We start from the raw sequence: 19,465 nt of genomic DNA on the forward strand, positions 1-19,465 counted from the left end.
CTTTGTGCCTAGGCTGCTGGATTGGATCGGCTCACGCGCCGGCTGACATTTTTTATGTCGGCCGGCGTTTCTTGTTCGGGGTGGCGCCTTAAGTTGGCCGACGCTTTTTTGGTGACGCCGTTACGTCGAGCGGCGCTTGCTTCATGCCCGTCGGTGCTATATGTGCTTGTATTGCATTGTCTAAGTATTCACCATTATCATATGATGATTCCGCCCTCCTTCCCAAGTCCCACTCCTAGTTCCAGCCTTATGATCAGAATCCCACTCGCTCAGGGTTCCTTCCCATCCGTTCACAATACTCTCTCAAGTCACCATGCATCTCTTAAGCTTCTCTCATATACTTGTGCTGATTATCCCAGCCACTCAGGCTGCAAGAATGAGCATCTCGGCAAATTCCTACCGTTCAGGACTCATGCACAACCTTCCAAATGAATAATCCAACGCTCCATGTACTCCTTCGACCTTATGATGGTCCTCCCAATGGCTCAGGTGCTTCTACGATCCTATAGCAGACTCCCAGCGACTCAGGTGCTTCCTACGATCCTATGGCAGTCTCCCAGCGCCTCAGGTGCTTCTAACGATCCTCTGGCAGACTCCCAGCGACTCAGGTGCTTCCTACGATCCTATGGCAGTCTCCCAGCGCCTCAGGGGCTTCTAACGATCCTATGGCAGTCTCCCAGTGATTCAGGTGCTTCCTAGGATCCTATGGTAGTCACCTAACTCTTCAGGTTTTTCCTACAACTCTACGAAAATCTCCCAACGTCTCAGGATTTCCCTGCGATCCTGCGTCCTACTATGATTCATTTAACTATTCAGGTATTTCATGACCATACGATAAATGATTTGACGATTCAGGTATTCCCTACAATCTTGCGGCCTTACGATAAATCTCCCAACCCTTCAGGGAATTGAAGACATTAAGACAGACATTTCAGTCGTTCAGTGAGCGAGGGTCCACATCTTCCTTTTTGCTGGTGATATTATCCTCAAAAAATATGCATAATTCCATTAACACACTTGACTTGGAAACATATGTTTGGTATCTTCTATATAAGAACATACGTTTGTGGTTATGCAATATTAAAGGGGGGCGCTGTGGTGAAAGACTTGTTGGGTGTTAGCACTTTGGAGGAAGTGATGAATCGTTTTCCGACGGAGGCATCTTGTGTTCCTGTTCTGTTTTCGTTCAAATGGCCTCATGGCTTCCGCTGCCCGAATTGCCGACATCCCAAGGCTTACGTGATCCGAACACGGCGGCTTCCTCTGTATGAATGCGGCTCTTGCCGCCATCAGACGTCCTTGACTGCAGGAACGATTTTTGAAGGCAGCAGAACCTCTTTGCGGAAGTGGATTGTCGCAATTTGGCTCGTCTCTAATCCAAAGGAAGGCATTAATGCGGTCAGATTGCGTTCGATTATTGATGTCACTTACAAGACAGCATGGTCAATGCTGCATAAAATTCGTACCGCGATTAGCTGTGCCGATGAAGAGAAGCGGCTTGAAGAGCATGTGCATGGATTTATTGCCTTCAACGGTCCTAGATTATATCCAAGTGTCGATCTTGCGCCCCGGGAGCAACCGATTATCGTGGCGGCTTCACTGGCTCCAAATGGGGAGGGACTACACTACAAAATGAAGCAGGTGAACCGCCGGCACATGTCCGGCAAGCTGCTGCTTCCTTGCGGCCGCGATCGTTTTATCGAAGAACATATTTCCGCGCCGGAGTGGAACGTTTCTATTATCCGCCAACGATTTCGGGTCAAGCATAACAGCCCATTGTATGCCGTGTTTCGGCGAGCGCAGCGATGGTTATGCGATACGTTCCGTGGGATAAGCGGCAAGTATTTGCAGTATTATCTGGATGAATTTTGCTACAGGGAAAATTGCAGGGCAGGCGAAACGGCAGGATGGGAACCCTTGGCCACGATATGTTGTGCAGACAACGGGGCAAGACAGCGGTACTTATGGCGGACAACCTCCTCCCTGAGCTGTGGCCGCTACCTTGCGGCTGCCTGAATACATATGAGGGTTGATGTCGGCGGTCTATATTAGGTTTTCAAGTGAGGAGCAATTAGGTGCAGGTTTTTTCATGCCTTTTTTACGTGATCCGGATTTGCAATTTAATTTTTTCAAATATTAATCTGGAAACGAGGCATGACATCTCCTGTAGAGGATATCAGCTGTCCGTTCCTGAGCGACGGGGATATCGGTTATAAGAGATCAAAGGGGATGTCTTGCTGCCAAGTTAATAATAGCTAAGTATAGCTAATTAAACCTAGGTAATAGCTAAGTATAGATATACGTAATAGCTAAAGGAAATTAAAGGCAATAGATAGGTAGTAGCCTTTGGTTGTTACTTATCATAGTTCTAGGGGAAGTCATTTTTTCTCACGATGATTTGGAGATGTATCCTGACTCGTTGGGATACTGCCCATAAGAGTTGTACCCCCCTAATCACAATCGTGTATGAGAAGCGCGGGAATGCTGAGGGAGTTCGTGATGGTGCAACTCGGGGCTAAGCGGGATACGGGGAGAGCCGGACGGTGCTCCGGCCCTGCCTGTGTGTTTTTATTTGTCCTGTACCGAAGTAGTGGAGTGGCCCTCCACGAGCTGGGGTTGGAACATGATTTTTTGCTTCGGCATATCCGGGGTGTCGGATTGGCGCAGCAGCAGTTGAATCGTCTCCTTGGCCATCTCGGGAATCGGCTGCAGTATCGTCGTTAGTCGAGGGACGACGATTCGGGACAGAATCGTATCGTCGAAGCCGATAATAGATAGATCATTCGGAACGCGCAGCCCGAGCTGCTGGGCGGATTGCATGGAACCGACGGCGAGCAGGTCGTTGCAGGTGAACAATGCCGTGGGCCGGGCTCGGTTCCGAGCACGCGGGCGGCGCCCTTCAAGCCGTCCTCTAACGATGAATTCACCGTCACGATCCAATCCTCATTGACGGCAATGCCGGCGTCGATCATCGCCTGCTTCGCGCCGCGCACCCGGTACTCGCCGCTGGGGCTATCCTCCGTGACGATGCCGATCCGACGGTGCCCCAAGGCAGTAAGATGCTGGATCGCCACGTAGCCTCCTTTGTAATCATCCACGGTAATCGTATGCATGGATAAGGAAGGAATATCTTTGGAGAAGAGCACCACAGGGAAGCCCTCGGGAATGCTCTCCTGCAGCAGCGGCCACCGCGAAAATTCACAGGCGACGATAAGGCCGTCAATCTGTTTGCGCTGCAGCAGGGAAATATAGTTAAGGCCTTTGTCGTCCTTATTGTCGGTGCTGCACATCACGATGCTGTAGCCTTCCGTCTGGGCCTGATCTTCTAAATTGCGAGCGACCTCGGCAAAGAAGGGGTTGGCCAGATCCGAGATAAGCAGGCCGAAGGTCGATGTCTTCTTGCCCGTCAACGCCGACGCTACGACGCTCGGCTGGTACTGCAGCTCTTTCATAACATGGATGACCCGGTCCCGCGTCTTCCCGCTGATGTTGCCGGTTTGATTGACCACCTTGGATACCGTGGCGATGGAGACGCCGGCAGCTTTTGCGACATCATAAATCGTTGCTTTCATAAACGAACCTCTCTAACTGGCTTACCGCGTAAACCTATCATGCATGCTCCTAGCTATCTCAATTATAGACAACAAAAGGAGAATGGACTACATCTACAAACAACAAAAGGAGAATGGACTCATCCATTCTCCTCGATCTTGCCGAATCGTTTTGATGTGGAACGACGAAAAAAACTATTTGGCGAAAAGCCATTCGTGAGCCGGATCGTTATGGAATTTCCAGGTCCGCTTCGGGCCTGCCATGACGTTCAAATAATAGGAGTCATAGCCCGGAGGCGCGGAGACGGGATGATACCCTTCCGGAACCAGTACGACGTGCCGGTGAGGGACCGCCATGTTCTCATCGAGCGTGCGGTCGTCGTTGTAGACCCGCTGCATGACGAAGCCCTGTGCGGGGTTTACTTCGTGGTAGTAGGTCTCCTCCAAATACGACTCCCGCGGCAGAGCGTCCCGGTCATGCTTGTGCGGCGGGTAGCTCGACCAATGTCCCGCAGGCGTAAAAACCTCCACGACGAGCAGGCTGTCGGCCTCTTTCTGCTCCGGCAATATGTTATGGATATGCCGCTCCATGCTGCCTGAACCGCGCGTCTCTACGCCGACATCTTCAGGCGCGATGACGCGGGCAGAGTAAGTTCCCTTGCCCGGCGCCGAGCAGACGGCCAATTCCAGCGCCGTCTCTGCCTGTACGGAGTAGCGGTCATCGTTCGGCACATAGACGGAGAAGGGAGGGATGCGTTCGAAGACGCTCATTCGATGGCCAAGCGTGCCGAACGATTGCTTGGCGGTCTCGATCTTCGCCTTGCCGCTCAACAGTACAAGACAGACCTCCCGGTCGCTCGTATCCCGTTCCAAGACCTCGCCCGGTCGCAAGGAATAGACTTCGAAGCCGACATACTCCCAGCCGGCGCTTTGCGGCGTGACCGATAATATCTGGCCGTGTTCGTCTCTCGGTCCAGGTGCAACAATTAATTTCGACATGAAAGAATCTCTCCTCCCGAGCCAATAGTAAAAATTCTAAGGGCGGCTTGCTGGGACAGAAGCCCCTGGAGGCTGCTTATTCCGTACATACGGATCACAGCCCGAAGTTCCTGTCACGACTTGCTTTAATGCCCGAGTACAGATACGGATTCATGCTCCAGCTTGACGGGGCGTCCGCTGTGCAGCGACTCCTTCGCCGCGCGTGCGATTCGTTCCGCCTGAAGTCCGTCGTTCGCATCGCATGCGACGGGCCGATCATGAAGAACGGCCTGCACGAATTCTTTGACTTCTCGAATATAGGCTTGCGTATATCGTTCCAAAAAGAAATATAACGGTTTGTCCATATGCACACCGTCTGCCGAAGAGACGAGCGCGGTCGATGGGCGGTCATTATCCGTAGTGACACTGCCCGCCGATCCGAACGCTTCCAGACGCTGGTCATAACCGTAAACGGCCTTGCGGCTGTTCTCAATGACCCCCAGGGCGCCGTTCGCGAAGCGGAGACTGACGATGGCGGTATCGATATCTCCCAATTCCCCGATGCGCGGATCGATCAGATTTGCTCCTTGGGCGTACACTTCGATCACTTCGCTCTGCATAACGAAGCGTGCCATGTCGAAGTCGTGAATCGTCATGTCCATGAACAACCCGCCTGAGGTGGCAATATATTCGGGCGATGGCGGCTCCGGATCGCGGGACGTGATGCGCAGCAGATGCGGAGTCCCGATCTTGCCCTCCTGCACGATATCCCGCGCTTTTTGGAAGTTATGGTCAAAACGGCGATTGAACCCAACCTGCATCTTCACGCCTGCTGCTCTCACTGCGGCCACGGCCTGCTCCGTGGCGTTCACGGAGAAGCTGACCGGTTTTTCGCAGAAAATATGCTTGCCCGCCTGGGCGGCCTCTTCAATGATTGCGGCGTGCGTGCTCGTCGGCGAGCAGATGAACACGGCCTGAATGTCCGGATCATTCAGCAAATCGCGGTAATCGCTGGTCACTACCGGAATTCCAAGCCCGGAAGCCCATGCGTCCAAGCCTTCGACATATACGTCCGATATGGCGCGAACTTGCGCGTCGCGCATTTGTTGAATATGGCCGGCGTGCAGCTTGCCGATGCGCCCGGCCCCGATGATTCCCACTTGCAGCATAAATATCCCTGCTTTCTTGGTAGCATAAAATCTTAGGTAAAGCTAGGGAAAGCGCTTAACTCATAATCAACTATACGTCATAACTAAAGCGTTTTCAAGACAAAATCTTCGGGAGTACGGATAGAGTGCGTATGTACGGCTATAAAGCTATTCATTTTCAATATGAAAAAACAACTGATTGTGAAAAAAAGAACTTTGAATTTTCATGGAAAAGCGTTTACATTCCCGAAAAAGGAAGGATATAATACGCCGTAAGGTAAGCGCTTAACTCAAACTCGGGTATTACATCATCGCGTTGCTTCTGCCGGCCTGCCTTTGCTAGAAGCAACCGCAGGGAGGTGCTGACTGAAGCACGAGTTGCACTGATGTTTCCAGCGAATCGCCCGTTTGAATCTAATTGCTATCGGGAGATTGTGCATTGGTTTGAATAAGACGGAACGGATGAAGTGGAATTTTTATACGGGCCAAACGATAATTACTACACACTGGTAAGGACGGTGTTCGGGATGGAAACGATTCGCTTGACGACGGCCCAAGCGCTCGTCAGATTTCTCGATCGGCAGTATGTCGAGTTTGACGGAGTGGAGCAGCGTTTTGTCAAAGGGGTTTTTACGATATTCGGCCATGGCAATGTGCTTGGCTTAGGCCAGGCGCTGGAGGAAGACAGCGGCGGCCTGGAAGTGTATCAGGGGCGGAATGAGCAAGGGATGGCCCATGCCGCGGTGGCGTTCGCGAAGCAGATGCGGCGCAGGCAGATCTGCGCCTGCACGTCGTCGGTCGGGCCTGGCGCCGCCAATATGGTGACGGCCGCAGCCACCGCGACGGCCAATCAGATTCCGGTCTTGCTGCTGCCGGGGGACACGTTCGCCACGCGCCAGCCCGATCCGGTGCTGCAGCAGATTGAACAGCCGCATGACCTGACGGTATCGACGAATGACGCGTTCCGTCCGGTGAGCAAATATTGGGACCGCATCATGCGGCCGGAGCAGTTGATGACCGCGCTTCTTCATGCGATGCGCGTGCTGACGAATCCGGCCGATACGGGAGCGGTCACGATCGCGCTGCCGCAGGATGTGCAGGGGGAAGCGTATGATTACCCTGTTCTTCGCGAAGCGCGTGCACCGGATAGAACGCCGCCCGGCGGCGGAAGCGGCGCTTGAGGACGCGGTCCGGCTCATGATGAGCAAGCGCAAGCCGCTGATCATCTGCGGGGGCGGCGTTCGTTATTCCGAGGCCGGAGCGGAGCTGCAAGCCTTTGCGGAAGCTTTTCATATTCCGTTGGCGGAGACGCAGGCCGGCAAGAGCGCGGTGCCGGGTTCGCATCCGCTCAATCTCGGCGGCGTCGGGGTAACGGGCAACGGAGCGGCGAACGCGATCGCCAAGGAAGCCGATCTCATTATCGGCGTCGGCACGCGCTTCACCGACTTCACGACCGGCTCGAAGGAGCTGTTCAGCGGGTCTGGCACGGACATCCTGACGGTGAATGTGTCCGAGTTCCACGCGCTCAAGCTGGAGGCGACGCCGGTCGTGGCCGATGCGAAGGCGGCGCTCATCGCGCTGCGGCAGCGGCTGGAGGCGGCCGGGTACCGCTCGGGCTATACGGCCGAGATTGAAGCGGCGCGCGCCGCCTGGAGCAAGGAGTGGAAGCGCCTGGCCGGCATCCAGTACGCGCCCGGCGCGTTCACGCCCGAAGTCGCGGGGCATTTGGACGAGGCGCTGCCGGAATATGCCCAGGCGCTCGGCAGCTGCCTGACGCAGACCCGGGTGCTGGCGGCATTGAACCGGCTGCTCGGAGACGACGCCGTCGTCGTAGGCGCCTCGGGGAGCTTGCCTGGCGACCTGCAGCGGATGTGGGCGGCCGAAGCGCCCCATTCGTACCATATGGAATACGGATATTCCTGCATGGGCTATGAAATTTCGGGGGCGCTTGGCGTGAAGATGGCGGAGCCGGATCGCGAAGTGTATGCGTTCGCGGGGGATGGAAGCTACCTGATGCTTCACTCCGAGCTCGTCACGAGCATTCAGGAAGGACAAAAGATTAATGTGCTGCTGTTCGACAACAATGGCTTCGGCTGTATTAACAACCTGCAAATGGGCCACGGCATGGGCAGCTTCGGGACGGAATTCCGCGCCCGCAGTGCATCCACCGGCAAGCTGGACGGTCCGCTTGTCGGCATTGATTTCGCCCGCAGCGCCGCGGGCTACGGCGTGATAACCTATACGGCTCGCACGCTGGAGGAGCTGGAGCATGCCGTCGCGGACGCGAAGCGGCAGACGGTCTCCACGCTCATCGATATCAAAGTGCTGCCGAAGACGATGACGAACGGTTACGGCGCTTGGTGGAACGTCGGCGTCGCGGAAGTGTCCGGCAAGCCGGACATTGCGCGCGCGAGCGAGGAGCGGCGGCGGTTTTTGCAGCAAGCAAGACCTTATTGACACAAAGGCCACAGTGAAATATCGCGCCTCGGCGGAGCGGGCGTGCAGACGCGGCACCCGCCCGGCATTCTGCCGAGGACGCGATGACATCAGGGAGGAATGGACATGTTTGCAGCAGGAAGCGTAAAAATAGGGATTGCGCCCATCGGCTGGACGAATGACGATATGCCGGAGCTGGGCGGAGAGAATACGTTCGAGCAATGTGTAAGCGAGATGGCGCTCGCCGGATATGCGGGCACGGAGGTCGGCAATAAGTACCCGCGGGATATCGGCGCGCTGCAAAAAGCGCTCCGGCTGCGCAAGCTGGAGGTGGCCAGCGCCTGGTTCAGCGCTTTTCTTACCGTAAAGCCATTGGAAGAGACGACGGCGGCATTCGTGCAGCACCGCGACTTCCTGCATGCGATGGGGGCCAAGGTCATTGTCGTATCCGAGCAGGGGCACAGCGTTCAAGGCATGATGAATACCCCGCTGTTCGATCGCAAGCCGGTGTTCGGCGAGCAGGATTGGAAGCGCTTAACCGATGGTCTGCATGCGCTCGGCGAGCTCGCCAGGGAGAAGGATATGGATATTGTGTATCATCATCATATGGGCACGGGGGTGCAGACAACGGAGGAGATCGCTCGTCTCATGGAGGGAACGAATCCTGAACTGGTGTCTTTGCTCTATGATACCGGACATCTTGTGTTCTCGGGCGAAGAGCCGCTGATCATCTTGAACCGCTACATGGACCGGATTAAGCATGTTCATTTGAAGGATGTCCGGGCTGACGTGGCGCGCCGCGTGCGCGAGGAGGGGCTCAGCTTCCTGCAAGCGGTGAAGGAAGGCGTATTTACCGTTCCCGGAGACGGCTGCATCGATTTCGCGCCGCTATTCCGGGCTTTGTCCGCGGCCGGATACCGCGGCTGGATGCTCGTGGAAGCGGAGCAGGACCCTGCCAAAGCGAATCCGTTCGAGTACGCGTTGCTAGCGCGTGACTATATTTTGCGCCAAGCTGGCGTATAAGTGCGAGTTAAGACAGACGAAGGGGAGAAATGGATCTATGGGAGACAACAGAGTCGTATCGGTAGGACTCGTCGGCTTGGGGCGGCTCGGACGGCAGCATGCCGAGAATTTGGCGCATCGCATTCCGAACTGCAGATTGGCGGCGGTATGCAGCATCAAGGCCGAGGAGGTGGAGGAAGCGCAGGCGCAGCTTGGCGTTCCTTACGGTTATACCGATTATGAGGACATGCTGCGGAACGAGGAGCTGGACGCGATTTTCATCGCTTCGCCGTCCTCCTATCATGGCGATCAGATTGAAAAGGCGTTGGCCGCAGGCTTTCACGTTTTCAGCGAAAAACCGCTCGGGCTTTATATGGAAGAAGCGCTGCGCGTGCAAGAGGCGGTGCGCAGCCATCCGCAGCAGGTATTTATGCTTGGCTTTATGCGGAGATATGATCGTTCCTACGTCTATGCCAAGCGGAGAATCGAAGCGGGAGCAATCGGCGAGCCCGTGCTCATCCGCTGCTATGGGCTCGATCCGGCTCAAGCGATGCCCGGCTTTTTGCAATTCGCCAAGAGCAACTACAGCGGAGGCTTGTTTCTCGATATGGCCATACACGACCTGGATTTGGCGCGGTGGTATTTGGGCGTCGAAGCGGAGCGGGTATGGGCCATCGGCGGCTCTCACCGCTATACGGAGCTGGCCCAGCTGCAAGATGCGGAGACGGGGGCGGCCCTGGTCCAATTTGCCGGCAATAAAATGGGGGTATTCGTAGCCGGGCGCAATTGCGCGCATGGCTATCATATCGAGACGGAAATCATCGGAACACTCGGAACGCTGCGCATCGGCACGGTGCCTGAGAAAAACCAGGTGGCGATCATGGATGATCGCGGCGTGGTGCGCGAATGCGCGCAGGGCTTCCTGGAGCGGTTCGAGCAGGCTTACTTGGACGAGGCGATTGAATTTGTGCAGGCCATTGTTGAGGGGAGACAACCCGGAGTCAGAGTCGAAGACGGGGTGCTCTCGACCGCGCTTGGATATGCATGCAAGGAATCGTATGACACCGGCCGCTTGGTTGAGGTGGCTGGGCCCGCAGCCTTAAGCGGATCGCACGATACGAGGTAGCTTCACAGATCTCTCTACGCGTGGAGAAGGAGGGCATTCATGACCTACATTACTGTCATCACCTTTTTATTGTACACCGGTATTGTCGCCTGGTACTCCTGGTACAAAACGCGCAGCATCAACCTCAACAGCTCGGATGGATATTTTCTTGGCGGACGCAGCTTGACTGGCGTTGTAATCGCTTTCTCGTTATTGCTGACCAATTTGTCGACCGAGCAAATGGTTGGCCTGAACGGACAAAGCTATGCGACATCGATGGTCGTCATGGCCTGGGAAGTCACGTCGCCGATTGCGTTGATTTTTATGGCGTTTGTGTTTTTGCCCCGTTATTTGAAGACGGGGATTACGACCATCCCGGATTTTCTGGAGCAGCGCTACGATCTGCGGACGCGCCAGCTTATTTCCGTTCTCTTTTTGCTTGGCTACGCGGTGGCTTACCTGCCAACGGTCCTGTATTCCGGTGCGCTGGTGCTGGATACGATATTCAATATTTCCGACCTGTTCGGCTTAAGTGATTTCAGTATCATTTTGATCGTGTCGCTTGCCATTGGAATTACGGGGATCGCGTATGTCGTCCTCGGGGGACTGCGTGCCTGCGCGCTCTCGGATACGCTGAACGGCGTCGGGCTTATTGTCGGCGGGCTGCTGATTACGTTTCTTGGCCTGTTCGCCCTTGGAGGAGGCAGCCTGGTCGAAGGCGTGAGCACCTTGCTGCACAAAGAGCCGGAAAAATTGAACTCGATAGGAGACAGTTCCTCTCCCGTGCCGTGGGTGACCATTTTCGCAGGGCTGCTGTTCAACAATCTGTTCTATTGGTGTACGAATCAAGCCATCGTCCAGCGCACGCTCGGCGCGAAAAACTTGAAGGAAGGACAGAAGGGCGTGCTATATGCCGGGATGTTCAAAATCTTCGGCGCCTTCTACCTCGTGCTGCCGGGCATTATCGCGTATCATCTGTTCAACAATTCGTTAAGCAATGCCGATATGGCTTATCCGTCGCTAGTCATCGAAGTGCTGCCGACGCTGCTGTCCGGATTTTTCGCCGCCGTTCTGTTCGGCGCGATCTTAAGCTCCTTTAACGGGGCTTTGAACAGCTCGCTGACCTTGTTTACGCTCGATATTTATAAGCCGATATTCAAGCCGGATGCGACCGAGCAACAATTGGTGAAGGCAGGCAGAAGGTTTGCCATCGCGCTTGGCCTCGTTGCCGTTATCGTAGCGCCATTTATTTTGTATGCGCCTTCAGGATTGTATTACTACTTGCAGGAGATGTTCGGATTTTACAATATCCCGATCATCGCCGCGGTCGTTGTCGGTTTTTTCAGCAAAAAAGTTCCCGCCAGCGCGCCGAAGATTGCGTTAGCGGTACACATTGTTCTGTACACCTTGTCCAAGTTTTTTATGGGCACGATTAACTTCCTGTACATTCTAAGCGTATTATTCCCGGTATGTGTTCTCGTCATGCTTCTTATCGGAAAATGGAAGCCGCGCGAGCAGGATTTCGAGCTGTTCAAATCGGGCAAAGTCGATCTGACGCCATGGAAATATGCGAAGGCCTTTACCATTGTCATGCTGGTGTTCATGGTGGCCGTCTATGTTTTATTCTCTCCATGGGGCATCGCGGCATAATTATCGGCAAGCTCTGTTCTTAAGTTCAAACCAATTCCTCAGCAACAATTTAGTGGCTGCCGAACGCTTCGGCAGCTTTTTTTCTTGGCCCTCGGCATGATTCTTCCTTCAGAGAGCGAAGTATGGTATAGTGTAACTCAGAGGTAAGCGATTACATTTGCGGATTTGTGTTATCGGTATCCCCCCCATGAGTTGGGTTGTTTCTGGGAAAGTATCATAATTAATGAAGAGGTGGATGCGATGAAAGCAGGTCTCAGCACGTACAGTCTGCTGCAAGCGATCAGAGCGGGCGAGATGACGGTATTGGATGTTATCGACTGGATTGCCGACAACGGCGGGGAGCATATGGAGATCGTTCCTTACGGCTTCACGTTGGTCGACAACCTGGAATTGGCGGATGCCGTCCGCGACAAGGCGAAGGAGCGGGGCATTGCTCTCTCGAACTATTCGATGCCGGCCAATTTCGTTCAGCAGACGGAGGAAGCATTCGAGGCAGAAGTCGAACGCGTCAAGCAGCATGTCGATCTGCTGCATCGGATGGGGATCAAGCATATGCGTCATGATGTCACGGCTTTCACTCTGCCGAAGGAGCAGATGACGATCGAATGGTTCGAGGCGAATCTGCATTTGATGGTGGAAGGAAGCCGCCGGATCGCGGATTATGCGGCACAGTTCGGCATTACGACGACCTTGGAAAACCACGGCTTCTCTGCTCAAGCAAGCGACCGCGTGCAGCGTGTATTGTTATCGGTAAACCGACCGAATTTCAAAACGACGCTCGATGTGGGTAACTTCCTGTGCGTCGATGAGAATCCGCTTGTCGGCGTGAAGAAAAACTTGCCGTATGCTTCGCTCGTCCATGTGAAGGATTTTTATGTGCGTCCGTTCTATGAGGATCCGGGCGAGGGAGACTGGTTCCGTACGGCCAACGACAATTATTTGCGCGGAGCGATTCTGGGCCAGGGCGACTTGCCGATGCGGGAGATCATCAAGCTTATCAAGCAATCCGGCTACGACGGGTACATTACGCTGGAGTTCGAGGGCATGGAAGATTGCCGGGTCGGCTCTTCGATCGGGTTGAGAAATTTGAAGCGTTTCTGGGATGAAGCCTAAGCGTTCGTACGGGCAGGCTGCGCGACGGCGATCGCGAGGCGCTTCGTCCGCTTATGGATGCGAACGGTGACGACGTCATCCGGACGGCGGGTTTGCTGCTTGGCGATCGGCATGGCGCCGAGGATATCAGCCAGGATGTGTTCTGGACGTGTTCCGCCGCGTTCATCAGAAGTCGGATAACGGCAGCCTGCGGGCATGGATCATGAAGTTTACGGTGAATCTGTGCCGGGCCCAGATACGGAAGGCGTCATGGAAGCGGCTGTTCTTCAGGGAGCAGCCGGGGCGGAACGAGATCTCTCCATCGGAACCACGGAAGGGGTGGCACAGAAAGATACGGCCGTAGCGGAAGACAGATTGGTCGACGTGGGCGGCATTTATATTATTCGGGCTTCGCTGCTGGAGAAGTCCAGCGGTATGATGTCAAGTCCCTGATTGATGAGAATTGGAAAATTTCCTTGGCGTGCAGCAGGATCAATCCCAAAAAAGGCATCACCAAACTAGACCCAGTCGAAAATTAAGTAAAATACCATAATTTAACTGGGAATTAGAGAAGAAAATTCATGAGCCAAGGCATTATTGCTCTGTCGGCTTCACCTTCCTTCTGGGCGTATAGAGTTGGTCGTTGCGTAGCAGCACATCGACCAGACGCACAAGTTTTCTTGCCGTTAAGACGAGGGCACGTTTGTGTTGATGCTTAGGGACTTCATTGAATTTCTTCCGGTAGTACTCCCCGAATTCCGGGTCGCGGTTTTTTACCGAGTTGGCAGCTTCAACAAGGTAGTAGCGAAGGAATCGGTTGCCGGAACGAATGCGCTTTGTATCTTCCGCCTCGAAGGAGCCGGATTGGTGCTTGCGCCACGTCAGACCCGCATACTTGGCCAAGGCGGCTTGATCCGTGAAGCGGTCGATGTCGCCGATCTCGGCCAGGATGCCTGCGGCATAGACCCGATCAATGCCCGGAATGGAACGGAGGCACTGGCTGCTGGAAATGCCGTCTAAAATGCGCTCAATCGCCTTGTCGAGCTCTTTAAGCTGACTCTGGATGCTCCGGATCGACTGAATTGAGGTGCCCAGCACCAAATCAATGGAATCCTCGACAACCTTCGAGAGACGGTACGAGGCCCGAGCCGCCTTTTGAATACAGCGGGCGACGTGTTCGGGATCGGGGAAACGATTTCTCCCCTTGTCCTTGAGATAGTCAGCCAAACGGGCGACATCCATATTCGCCATCTCATCCAGACTATACTTTTCCGAGAGCATTTCCATGATGGCATGGCCGAACACGGAACTGTCCACCTCCGCGCGAAAAGCATTGCACTTGTAGAACAGATTTTGCAAAAAGTATTGCTTCTCGCGGGTAAGGTTGTGTACGAGATGGAATCGCATGCGAGTGAGCCGCTGCAAGGCGATGTACTGTTCCTGCATCACGATAGTCGTCGTGAGTCTGCCAAAACGCAGGCGGTCTGCAATGATCCAGGCATCGATGCGATCGGTTTTGTCCAGGTCGGCATAAGCGTCTTTGAATTTGTTAATCAGCTTCGGATTAATGGTGAACACCTTGGCATTCAATTGTTGAAGGGCCTCATCCTCATGCAAGTACATGGCTGGATGCCAACTGTAGACGGATGTGGCTTCAAGCCCGATATGAACCTCAGAGCAGGCTGTCTTGACCGCAGCAGAAATGATGCGATCCCGCAAGTAAGAAGCGCCGTGCAGATTGTTGGTGGTCTTGAAGGTCTCCAGGGTGTCGCCATCCGATTTCATCAAACAGGCTTCCAGTTCTTCGGAACTGACGTCAATACCGACAAAAAGCTTCAAGAGAATTCCTCCTTTCTATAAGGGATTCAGGGAACGGACTCTCCGGACTGTCTCCGGCGCACTCGCCGATCAATCACCCTCGCATATGAGAACACGCTTCGGTTCACGAGCTGCCCCGACGCTGCTACAGTCGGGCATGAGTTGCCGAAGGGAACAGCCAGCGGGTAAGAAGTGCAAGCGAGTACCGGAGAAACAGACTTAAAAAGTAGATTGGACTACAGGAGGGAGACGAATTTCCCCGAATGGAACCCTAAGTTCCATTGTCCAGAGACATTCCGGAAAGTCCAGTCCCCATATTAATTTTCAATGTGCAAGCTGGAAATTTTGAAGGCATTCTATGTTTCTATAAAGGACTGGAAAAAGACTCAAAACTGCCTTCAGGAAATACTATACGAGGAGGGGGGAGATTGATCCGGTTAAAAGTGCGGCATCTCGTCATCCTATTGGCCGTGCTGGCCGCTTTGTCGGGGATTGTCCTGGTCGTCCCAATGATAGCGGCGCACCCCATGGTTTTTGGGTAACGCTTCTTGGGCGTGAGGACGATACGGCGAATGAAAGGTATTTTTGCGCTTATGGGCAGGTATCTTCCGGCATCCGAGAACATGCTGTATATCGGCAAGAAGCATTCCTCCTTCTCGACAGAAGGTTCGGAAGACACGGAGCTAAGCCTATGCTGAGCCGGCACCGTTATGAGAGGTCAACAGGCGCCCAGCCTATTATGTGGTGAATTAGATCGAGCCGGCTTCAGTATCGCAACGGCAAATCCCGGGGAACTGCGACTCATGTGCTTCCGGGAAAGCATGCAGGGACCGGAATCACGTCTCGCCTGTCGGAGCTTAGAGAGAATGCTGCCGCGGGGGGGAATAAATTGGTCGCCCGATGAGGGCGTCTGGAGGGCAGCTAAGCATCGAGCCGTAACGGTGAACGCTTCCTGCTGATTCCGATTCTTGATGAATGATCCTACATTATGAAATAGAAGCGGTGAAGCAGGCCAAGTCACTGCTTAGTCAAGATCGTGTGAGAGCCAGATAAATTTCCTTATAGTCGTATTTTATAGATGTTATTCGATTTCCTTGTTCGTTGCTTGTTATCGTTATACCTCTACTTAGTTGAGATTGGAGCGTTTCATACATAGATTAAAAGCCTTGCATTTCGTCTTTATCGGAGACGTCATGCGAGGCTTTTTATATTACGGGAGTGTTCAAGTATTACTTCCTCAAGATTGCTCGCGCAAGTTACGAATAGCTTGGCTTGTATCTGCCAAATATCGAATCGTCTCGTGTTGGGTGGAGGCGTAAGCAAAGAATAGTGTGTCTACTGCAAGCAGTTGTGCAAGGCGTGAACTGGTCGCAGCACTGCGAAACACTGCTTCCGGCGCATGAGCTACACTTAGCATGTAGGCGACATTATTACTTAGTTCATGTTCACCATATCGGGATATGCCGACCGTAACCAAGTCATATTCATTTGCGAGCTTGACGGATTGGATGACCTCTTTCGTCTTCCCACTGTAAGATACGCCGATGAAGACGGAGCCAGAAGGGGCATTGGCAATATTAACGGCCAGCACATGCTGATCGTGAAAGGCAAAGGCTGTTTTCCCTAGACGCATCCACTTCTGTGCAATGTCTTCTGCTACAACCAAGGATGCCCCAATTCCGTACGTATAAATTGCAGGAGCTTTCGCCATTGCTGCGGCAATTTGATTCACTATTTCACTATCCAGCGCTTCAGCGGTATCTTGAAGAGCCTGAATGCTGTTGGACACGGTCTTTTTAATAATGGAATCGGTCGTATCACTTGGATCGAAATCATAATAAGTAGGGCGCTCATGTTTGGCCATATCAAGAGAGAGACGAACCTTTAGCTGTGGGAAGCCCCCAACCTGCAAAGAACTGCAAAATCGAACGACAGAAGCGCCACTGGTCTCCGCCTTTTCGGCAAGATCGTGTATGCTAATATTCGCAACCTCTTCCGGGTGCTCTAATATGTAGCGAGCTACTTTTTGCTCAGACTGTGACAGACTATCGTACAAAGCTTGAATTTGCGTCAAGATACTTCCCGTCATAACAAAAGCCCCCTGAATGTATTTCAGATTATGAAGAAAATAGGACATCTATGGAGATCATGCTCCAAGATGCCCTATATGATCCGAGCGTTAATCGGTATCTTTATTATGCTCTAATAGAAGTTCTTTTGTAAAGCCGAAGAAGTAGGTCAGCAGGAAGCCTCCAATATAGGAAGCGACAAGACCAAGCAAGTAACCGACGATTGAAGCGCCGATGCCAAGTGGGCCCGTTACAAGCGGTACAAGAACTAAGCCAGAAGGTCCAATAGCCATGGAGCCGATAAAGTTGGCTGACATCGCATACAATCCAAGCACTGCACCACCGAAGCCACCGCCGATACAAGCTGTGATAAACGGACGACCTAATGGCAAGGATACACCGTAGATCAAAGGCTCACCAATCCCTAAGAAGCCGACGGGCAGAACCCCTTTAATCAAATTGCGCATGCTTTTGTTATGATTCAATTTCATATAGATTGCAATGGCTGCACCGACTTGACCAGCACCGGCCATAGCCAGGATAGGAAGAAGCGCGGTGAAACCGAATTGCGTAATCAATTCCGCATGAATTGGAATCAAGGCCTGATGCAATCCAAACATAACGAGCGGCAGGAAGGATGCTGCGAGTACAAAACCGGACAATGGTCCGCCATGCGCAAGGAGCCATGTTGTTGCCGTTCCGATACCCTGTGAAATGACACCAGCTAGCGGCATGAATGCAAAGATCGTGATTAAACCGACGACTAGCAAGGCAATTGTTGGCGTTACGATAATATCAATAGCAGTTGGGACATGCTTGCGCACCCATTTTTCCATATAAGAGATCAAGATTGCAGCAAAGATTGCCCCGATAATACCGCCTTGACCCGGACTTAACGTAATTTCCCCAATTAGAGGATAGGTATACGAAATATTTGCAACGCTTGGTGCGATAATAATCGCGGAGACCGCACCACCTAATGAAGGAGTACCTCCGAATTCCTTAGCAGCATTTACACCGGCGAATACGGTTAGGTATAGGAAAAAGGCGGAACCGATTACACTGACAATTGGCTGTAACGTTACCATCCATTCTGGTGAGAAGCCGGTTTGCATCAGGTTTGCCAAAAGACCTGCGATACCATTAATAAGACCGGCACCGACGAGAGCTGGAATCAGGGGAATGAAGATATTTCCGATCTTTCGCAGGAAGTTTTTAAATGGAGTATTGTTTTTCTTTTTAAGCTCAGTCTTAATATCCTGACCTTTTGCTTGGGAATTGATTGGCTTAGGAGCTATTGTTTCCGAACCTTCGCCTGATTCAATAAGGGAAGTGAGCTCGTCTGCTACTTTCTTTACGGTTCCTGGACCAAGGACGATTTGATATGTCTCATCGTCAACGACACCCATTACACCTTTGGTGCTTTTGATTCGTGCTTCATCAATGATGCTTCGATCCACGAGGTTAATCCGAAGGCGAGTAATACAATTCGTAAAGCTATTAATGTTTGAAGCCCCGCCAACAGCATCGAGAATCTCTTTTGCAAGTGCACGATGTTGATTCATGGTGTTTCCCTCCTAAGTTTAAAAGTAGTGTCGTGGGGTAATCGAGCCGTGCTTATCCTGCGATTTCTGCAAGGATAACTTGTAAATCATTTTGCCTGATTGATGTTCAAAGATATGGATAGCGCATCCATTTATTTGATGGCTTGACGAATGAATCCTCGAGCCTGCTCCAGTTTCTGAAGTGTTTCTTCATACGTTAGCCCTGTCAAAATCATAACGATGGCAGCCTTTGGTTTATTGTCTGCTAGTTCAAGATACTTCTCTGCCGTTTCGTAATCACAGGATGTTGCTTCCATGACGATTCGCTTTGCACGTTCAACAAGCTTTTCATTTGTGAGCTGTACATCTACCATGAGATTGCCGTACACTTTGCCTACTTGAATCATGGCTGCAGTAGAGAGCATGTTGCATACGAGCTTCTGGGACGTACCGGACTTTAGGCGGGTTGAGCCTGTTAATACTTCCGGTCCATTCATGATCTCAATGGCAATCTGAGCAGCCTTGCCGACTTCGGAATTCTTGTTGCAGGCAATAGCAACCGTATTTGCCCCGATTTGATTTGCGTACTCCAGTCCTGCAATGACATATGGCGTACGGCCGCTGGCTGCGATACCGACTAAAGTGTCCTTTTCCGTAAGGTGAATGTTCTTCAGATCCTCGATGCCAAGCTCTCGGCTGTCTTCTGCACCTTCAACCGCTTTAATGAAAGCTTTCTCGCCGCCTGCGATTAATCCGACAACCTGCTCAGGCAATGTTCCGAAGGTCGGGGGGCATTCTACAGCGTCGAGTAGACCGATTCGACCGCTTGTACCAGCACCCATGTATATTAGGCGACCGTTTTGTCGAAGGGAATCGGCAATCTTGGCAACAGCTTGGGCAATTTGAGGGATCTCCTCACGAACAGCATGCGCCACTTTAGCATCTTCCTCATTCATAATGCGAAGGAATTCTTCAATAGACAGCTCGTCTAAATTCATTGTGCGCTCGTTACGAGCTTCTGTAGTTAAATGTTCAAGCATCATATTCTCCCCTTTTACCTATCTGTGAAAAC

At 52.7% G+C, this 19,465-nt stretch carries 16 protein-coding genes and 1 pseudogene; 9 read left to right on the forward strand and 8 right to left on the reverse strand.

Translation table 11 applies throughout. The features are described from left to right. Nucleotides 1-1,098: 1,098 nt before the first annotated feature. On the forward strand, nt 1,099-2,016 hold the full coding sequence (locus OCY70_RS26740; protein ID WP_407873289.1) for a transposase: 918 nt from the start codon (nt 1,099-1,101) through the stop codon (nt 2,014-2,016). Nucleotides 2,017-2,568: 552 nt separating this feature from the next. On the opposite strand, the gene OCY70_RS26745 is transcribed toward OCY70_RS26740, so the two are convergent. From OCY70_RS26745 to iolG, 4 genes are all read right to left on the reverse strand, one after another. After that, nucleotides 2,569-2,838, reverse strand: coding sequence for a substrate-binding domain-containing protein (locus OCY70_RS26745; protein ID WP_249724802.1), 270 nt, complete (start codon nt 2,836-2,838; stop codon nt 2,569-2,571). Beyond that, on the reverse strand, nt 2,721-3,572 hold the full coding sequence (locus OCY70_RS26750; protein ID WP_249724785.1) for a LacI family DNA-binding transcriptional regulator: 852 nt from the start codon (nt 3,570-3,572) through the stop codon (nt 2,721-2,723). Before OCY70_RS26750 ends, OCY70_RS26745 begins: the two co-directional genes overlap by 118 nt. A gap of 174 nt (nt 3,573-3,746) precedes the next feature. Further along, the gene (gene iolB / locus OCY70_RS26755; RefSeq protein WP_213427358.1) at nt 3,747-4,550 is read right to left on the reverse strand and encodes a 5-deoxy-glucuronate isomerase; all 804 of its coding nucleotides are present in this window, start codon (nt 4,548-4,550) and stop codon (nt 3,747-3,749) included. Between the two features lie 125 nt (nt 4,551-4,675). Continuing rightward, nucleotides 4,676-5,704 carry an inositol 2-dehydrogenase gene (gene iolG, locus OCY70_RS26760; RefSeq protein WP_213427395.1) on the reverse strand — a complete coding sequence of 343 codons (1,029 nt, stop codon included), beginning with the start codon at nt 5,702-5,704 and terminating at the stop codon, nt 4,676-4,678. 500 nt (nt 5,705-6,204) lie between these two features. On the opposite strand from iolG, the pseudogene iolD reads away from it, so the two are divergent. The 7 genes and pseudogenes from iolD to OCY70_RS26795 all read left to right on the forward strand — a co-directional run bounded on the left by iolD (nt 6,205) and on the right by OCY70_RS26795 (nt 13,415). After that, nucleotides 6,205-8,134, forward strand: a pseudogene (iolD, locus tag OCY70_RS26765) (3D-(3,5/4)-trihydroxycyclohexane-1,2-dione acylhydrolase (decyclizing)). Nucleotides 8,135-8,239: 105 nt separating this feature from the next. Then, on the forward strand, nt 8,240-9,136 hold the full coding sequence (gene iolE, locus OCY70_RS26770; RefSeq protein WP_261945213.1) for a myo-inosose-2 dehydratase: 897 nt from the start codon (nt 8,240-8,242) through the stop codon (nt 9,134-9,136). 37 nt (nt 9,137-9,173) lie between these two features. Then, nucleotides 9,174-10,241: a Gfo/Idh/MocA family oxidoreductase gene (locus OCY70_RS26775; RefSeq protein WP_213427356.1), complete on the forward strand. Its 1,068-nt coding sequence runs from the start codon at nt 9,174-9,176 to the stop codon at nt 10,239-10,241. A 39-nt stretch (nt 10,242-10,280) separates the two neighbouring features. Further along, a complete protein-coding gene (locus OCY70_RS26780) occupies nt 10,281-11,870 on the forward strand; it encodes a solute:sodium symporter family transporter (protein ID WP_213427355.1) in 1,590 nt (529 codons plus the stop codon). A 240-nt stretch (nt 11,871-12,110) separates the two neighbouring features. After that, nucleotides 12,111-12,983, forward strand: a complete 873-nt coding sequence (locus tag OCY70_RS26785; protein WP_213427354.1) for a sugar phosphate isomerase/epimerase family protein — start codon at nt 12,111-12,113, stop codon at nt 12,981-12,983. Nucleotides 12,984-13,036: 53 nt separating this feature from the next. Next, nucleotides 13,037-13,189, forward strand: coding sequence for a hypothetical protein (locus OCY70_RS26790; protein WP_213427353.1), 153 nt, complete (start codon nt 13,037-13,039; stop codon nt 13,187-13,189). Continuing rightward, nucleotides 13,179-13,415, forward strand: a complete 237-nt coding sequence (locus OCY70_RS26795; protein WP_213427352.1) for a hypothetical protein — start codon at nt 13,179-13,181, stop codon at nt 13,413-13,415. Before OCY70_RS26790 ends, OCY70_RS26795 begins: the two co-directional genes overlap by 11 nt. Before the next feature lie 141 nt (nt 13,416-13,556). Here the strand turns inward: OCY70_RS26795 and OCY70_RS26800 are convergent, their stop codons facing one another. Next, complete coding sequence (locus OCY70_RS26800; protein ID WP_261944499.1) at nt 13,557-14,801, reverse strand: IS110 family transposase; 1,245 nt, start codon at nt 14,799-14,801, stop codon at nt 13,557-13,559. Between the two features lie 551 nt (nt 14,802-15,352). Here OCY70_RS26800 and OCY70_RS26805 point away from each other — a divergent pair. Beyond that, a complete protein-coding gene (locus OCY70_RS26805; RefSeq protein ID WP_261945214.1) occupies nt 15,353-15,478 on the forward strand; it encodes a hypothetical protein in 126 nt (41 codons plus the stop codon). Between the two features lie 539 nt (nt 15,479-16,017). Here the strand turns inward: OCY70_RS26805 and OCY70_RS26810 are convergent. From OCY70_RS26810 to murQ, 3 genes are all read right to left on the reverse strand, one after another. Further along, on the reverse strand, nt 16,018-16,869 hold the full coding sequence (locus OCY70_RS26810; RefSeq protein WP_213431281.1) for a MurR/RpiR family transcriptional regulator: 852 nt from the start codon (nt 16,867-16,869) through the stop codon (nt 16,018-16,020). 90 nt (nt 16,870-16,959) lie between these two features. Beyond that, a complete protein-coding gene (locus OCY70_RS26815; protein ID WP_213431280.1) occupies nt 16,960-18,414 on the reverse strand; it encodes a PTS transporter subunit EIIC in 1,455 nt (484 codons plus the stop codon). Nucleotides 18,415-18,545: 131 nt separating this feature from the next. Then, a complete protein-coding gene (gene murQ, locus OCY70_RS26820; RefSeq protein WP_213431279.1) occupies nt 18,546-19,433 on the reverse strand; it encodes an N-acetylmuramic acid 6-phosphate etherase in 888 nt (295 codons plus the stop codon). Nucleotides 19,434-19,465: the final 32 nt, after the last annotated feature.

The sequence above is a fragment of the Paenibacillus melissococcoides genome, assembly GCA_944800085.1.
In the GTDB taxonomy this organism is placed as follows: Bacteria; Bacillota; Bacilli; order Paenibacillales; family Paenibacillaceae; genus Paenibacillus_B; species Paenibacillus_B melissococcoides.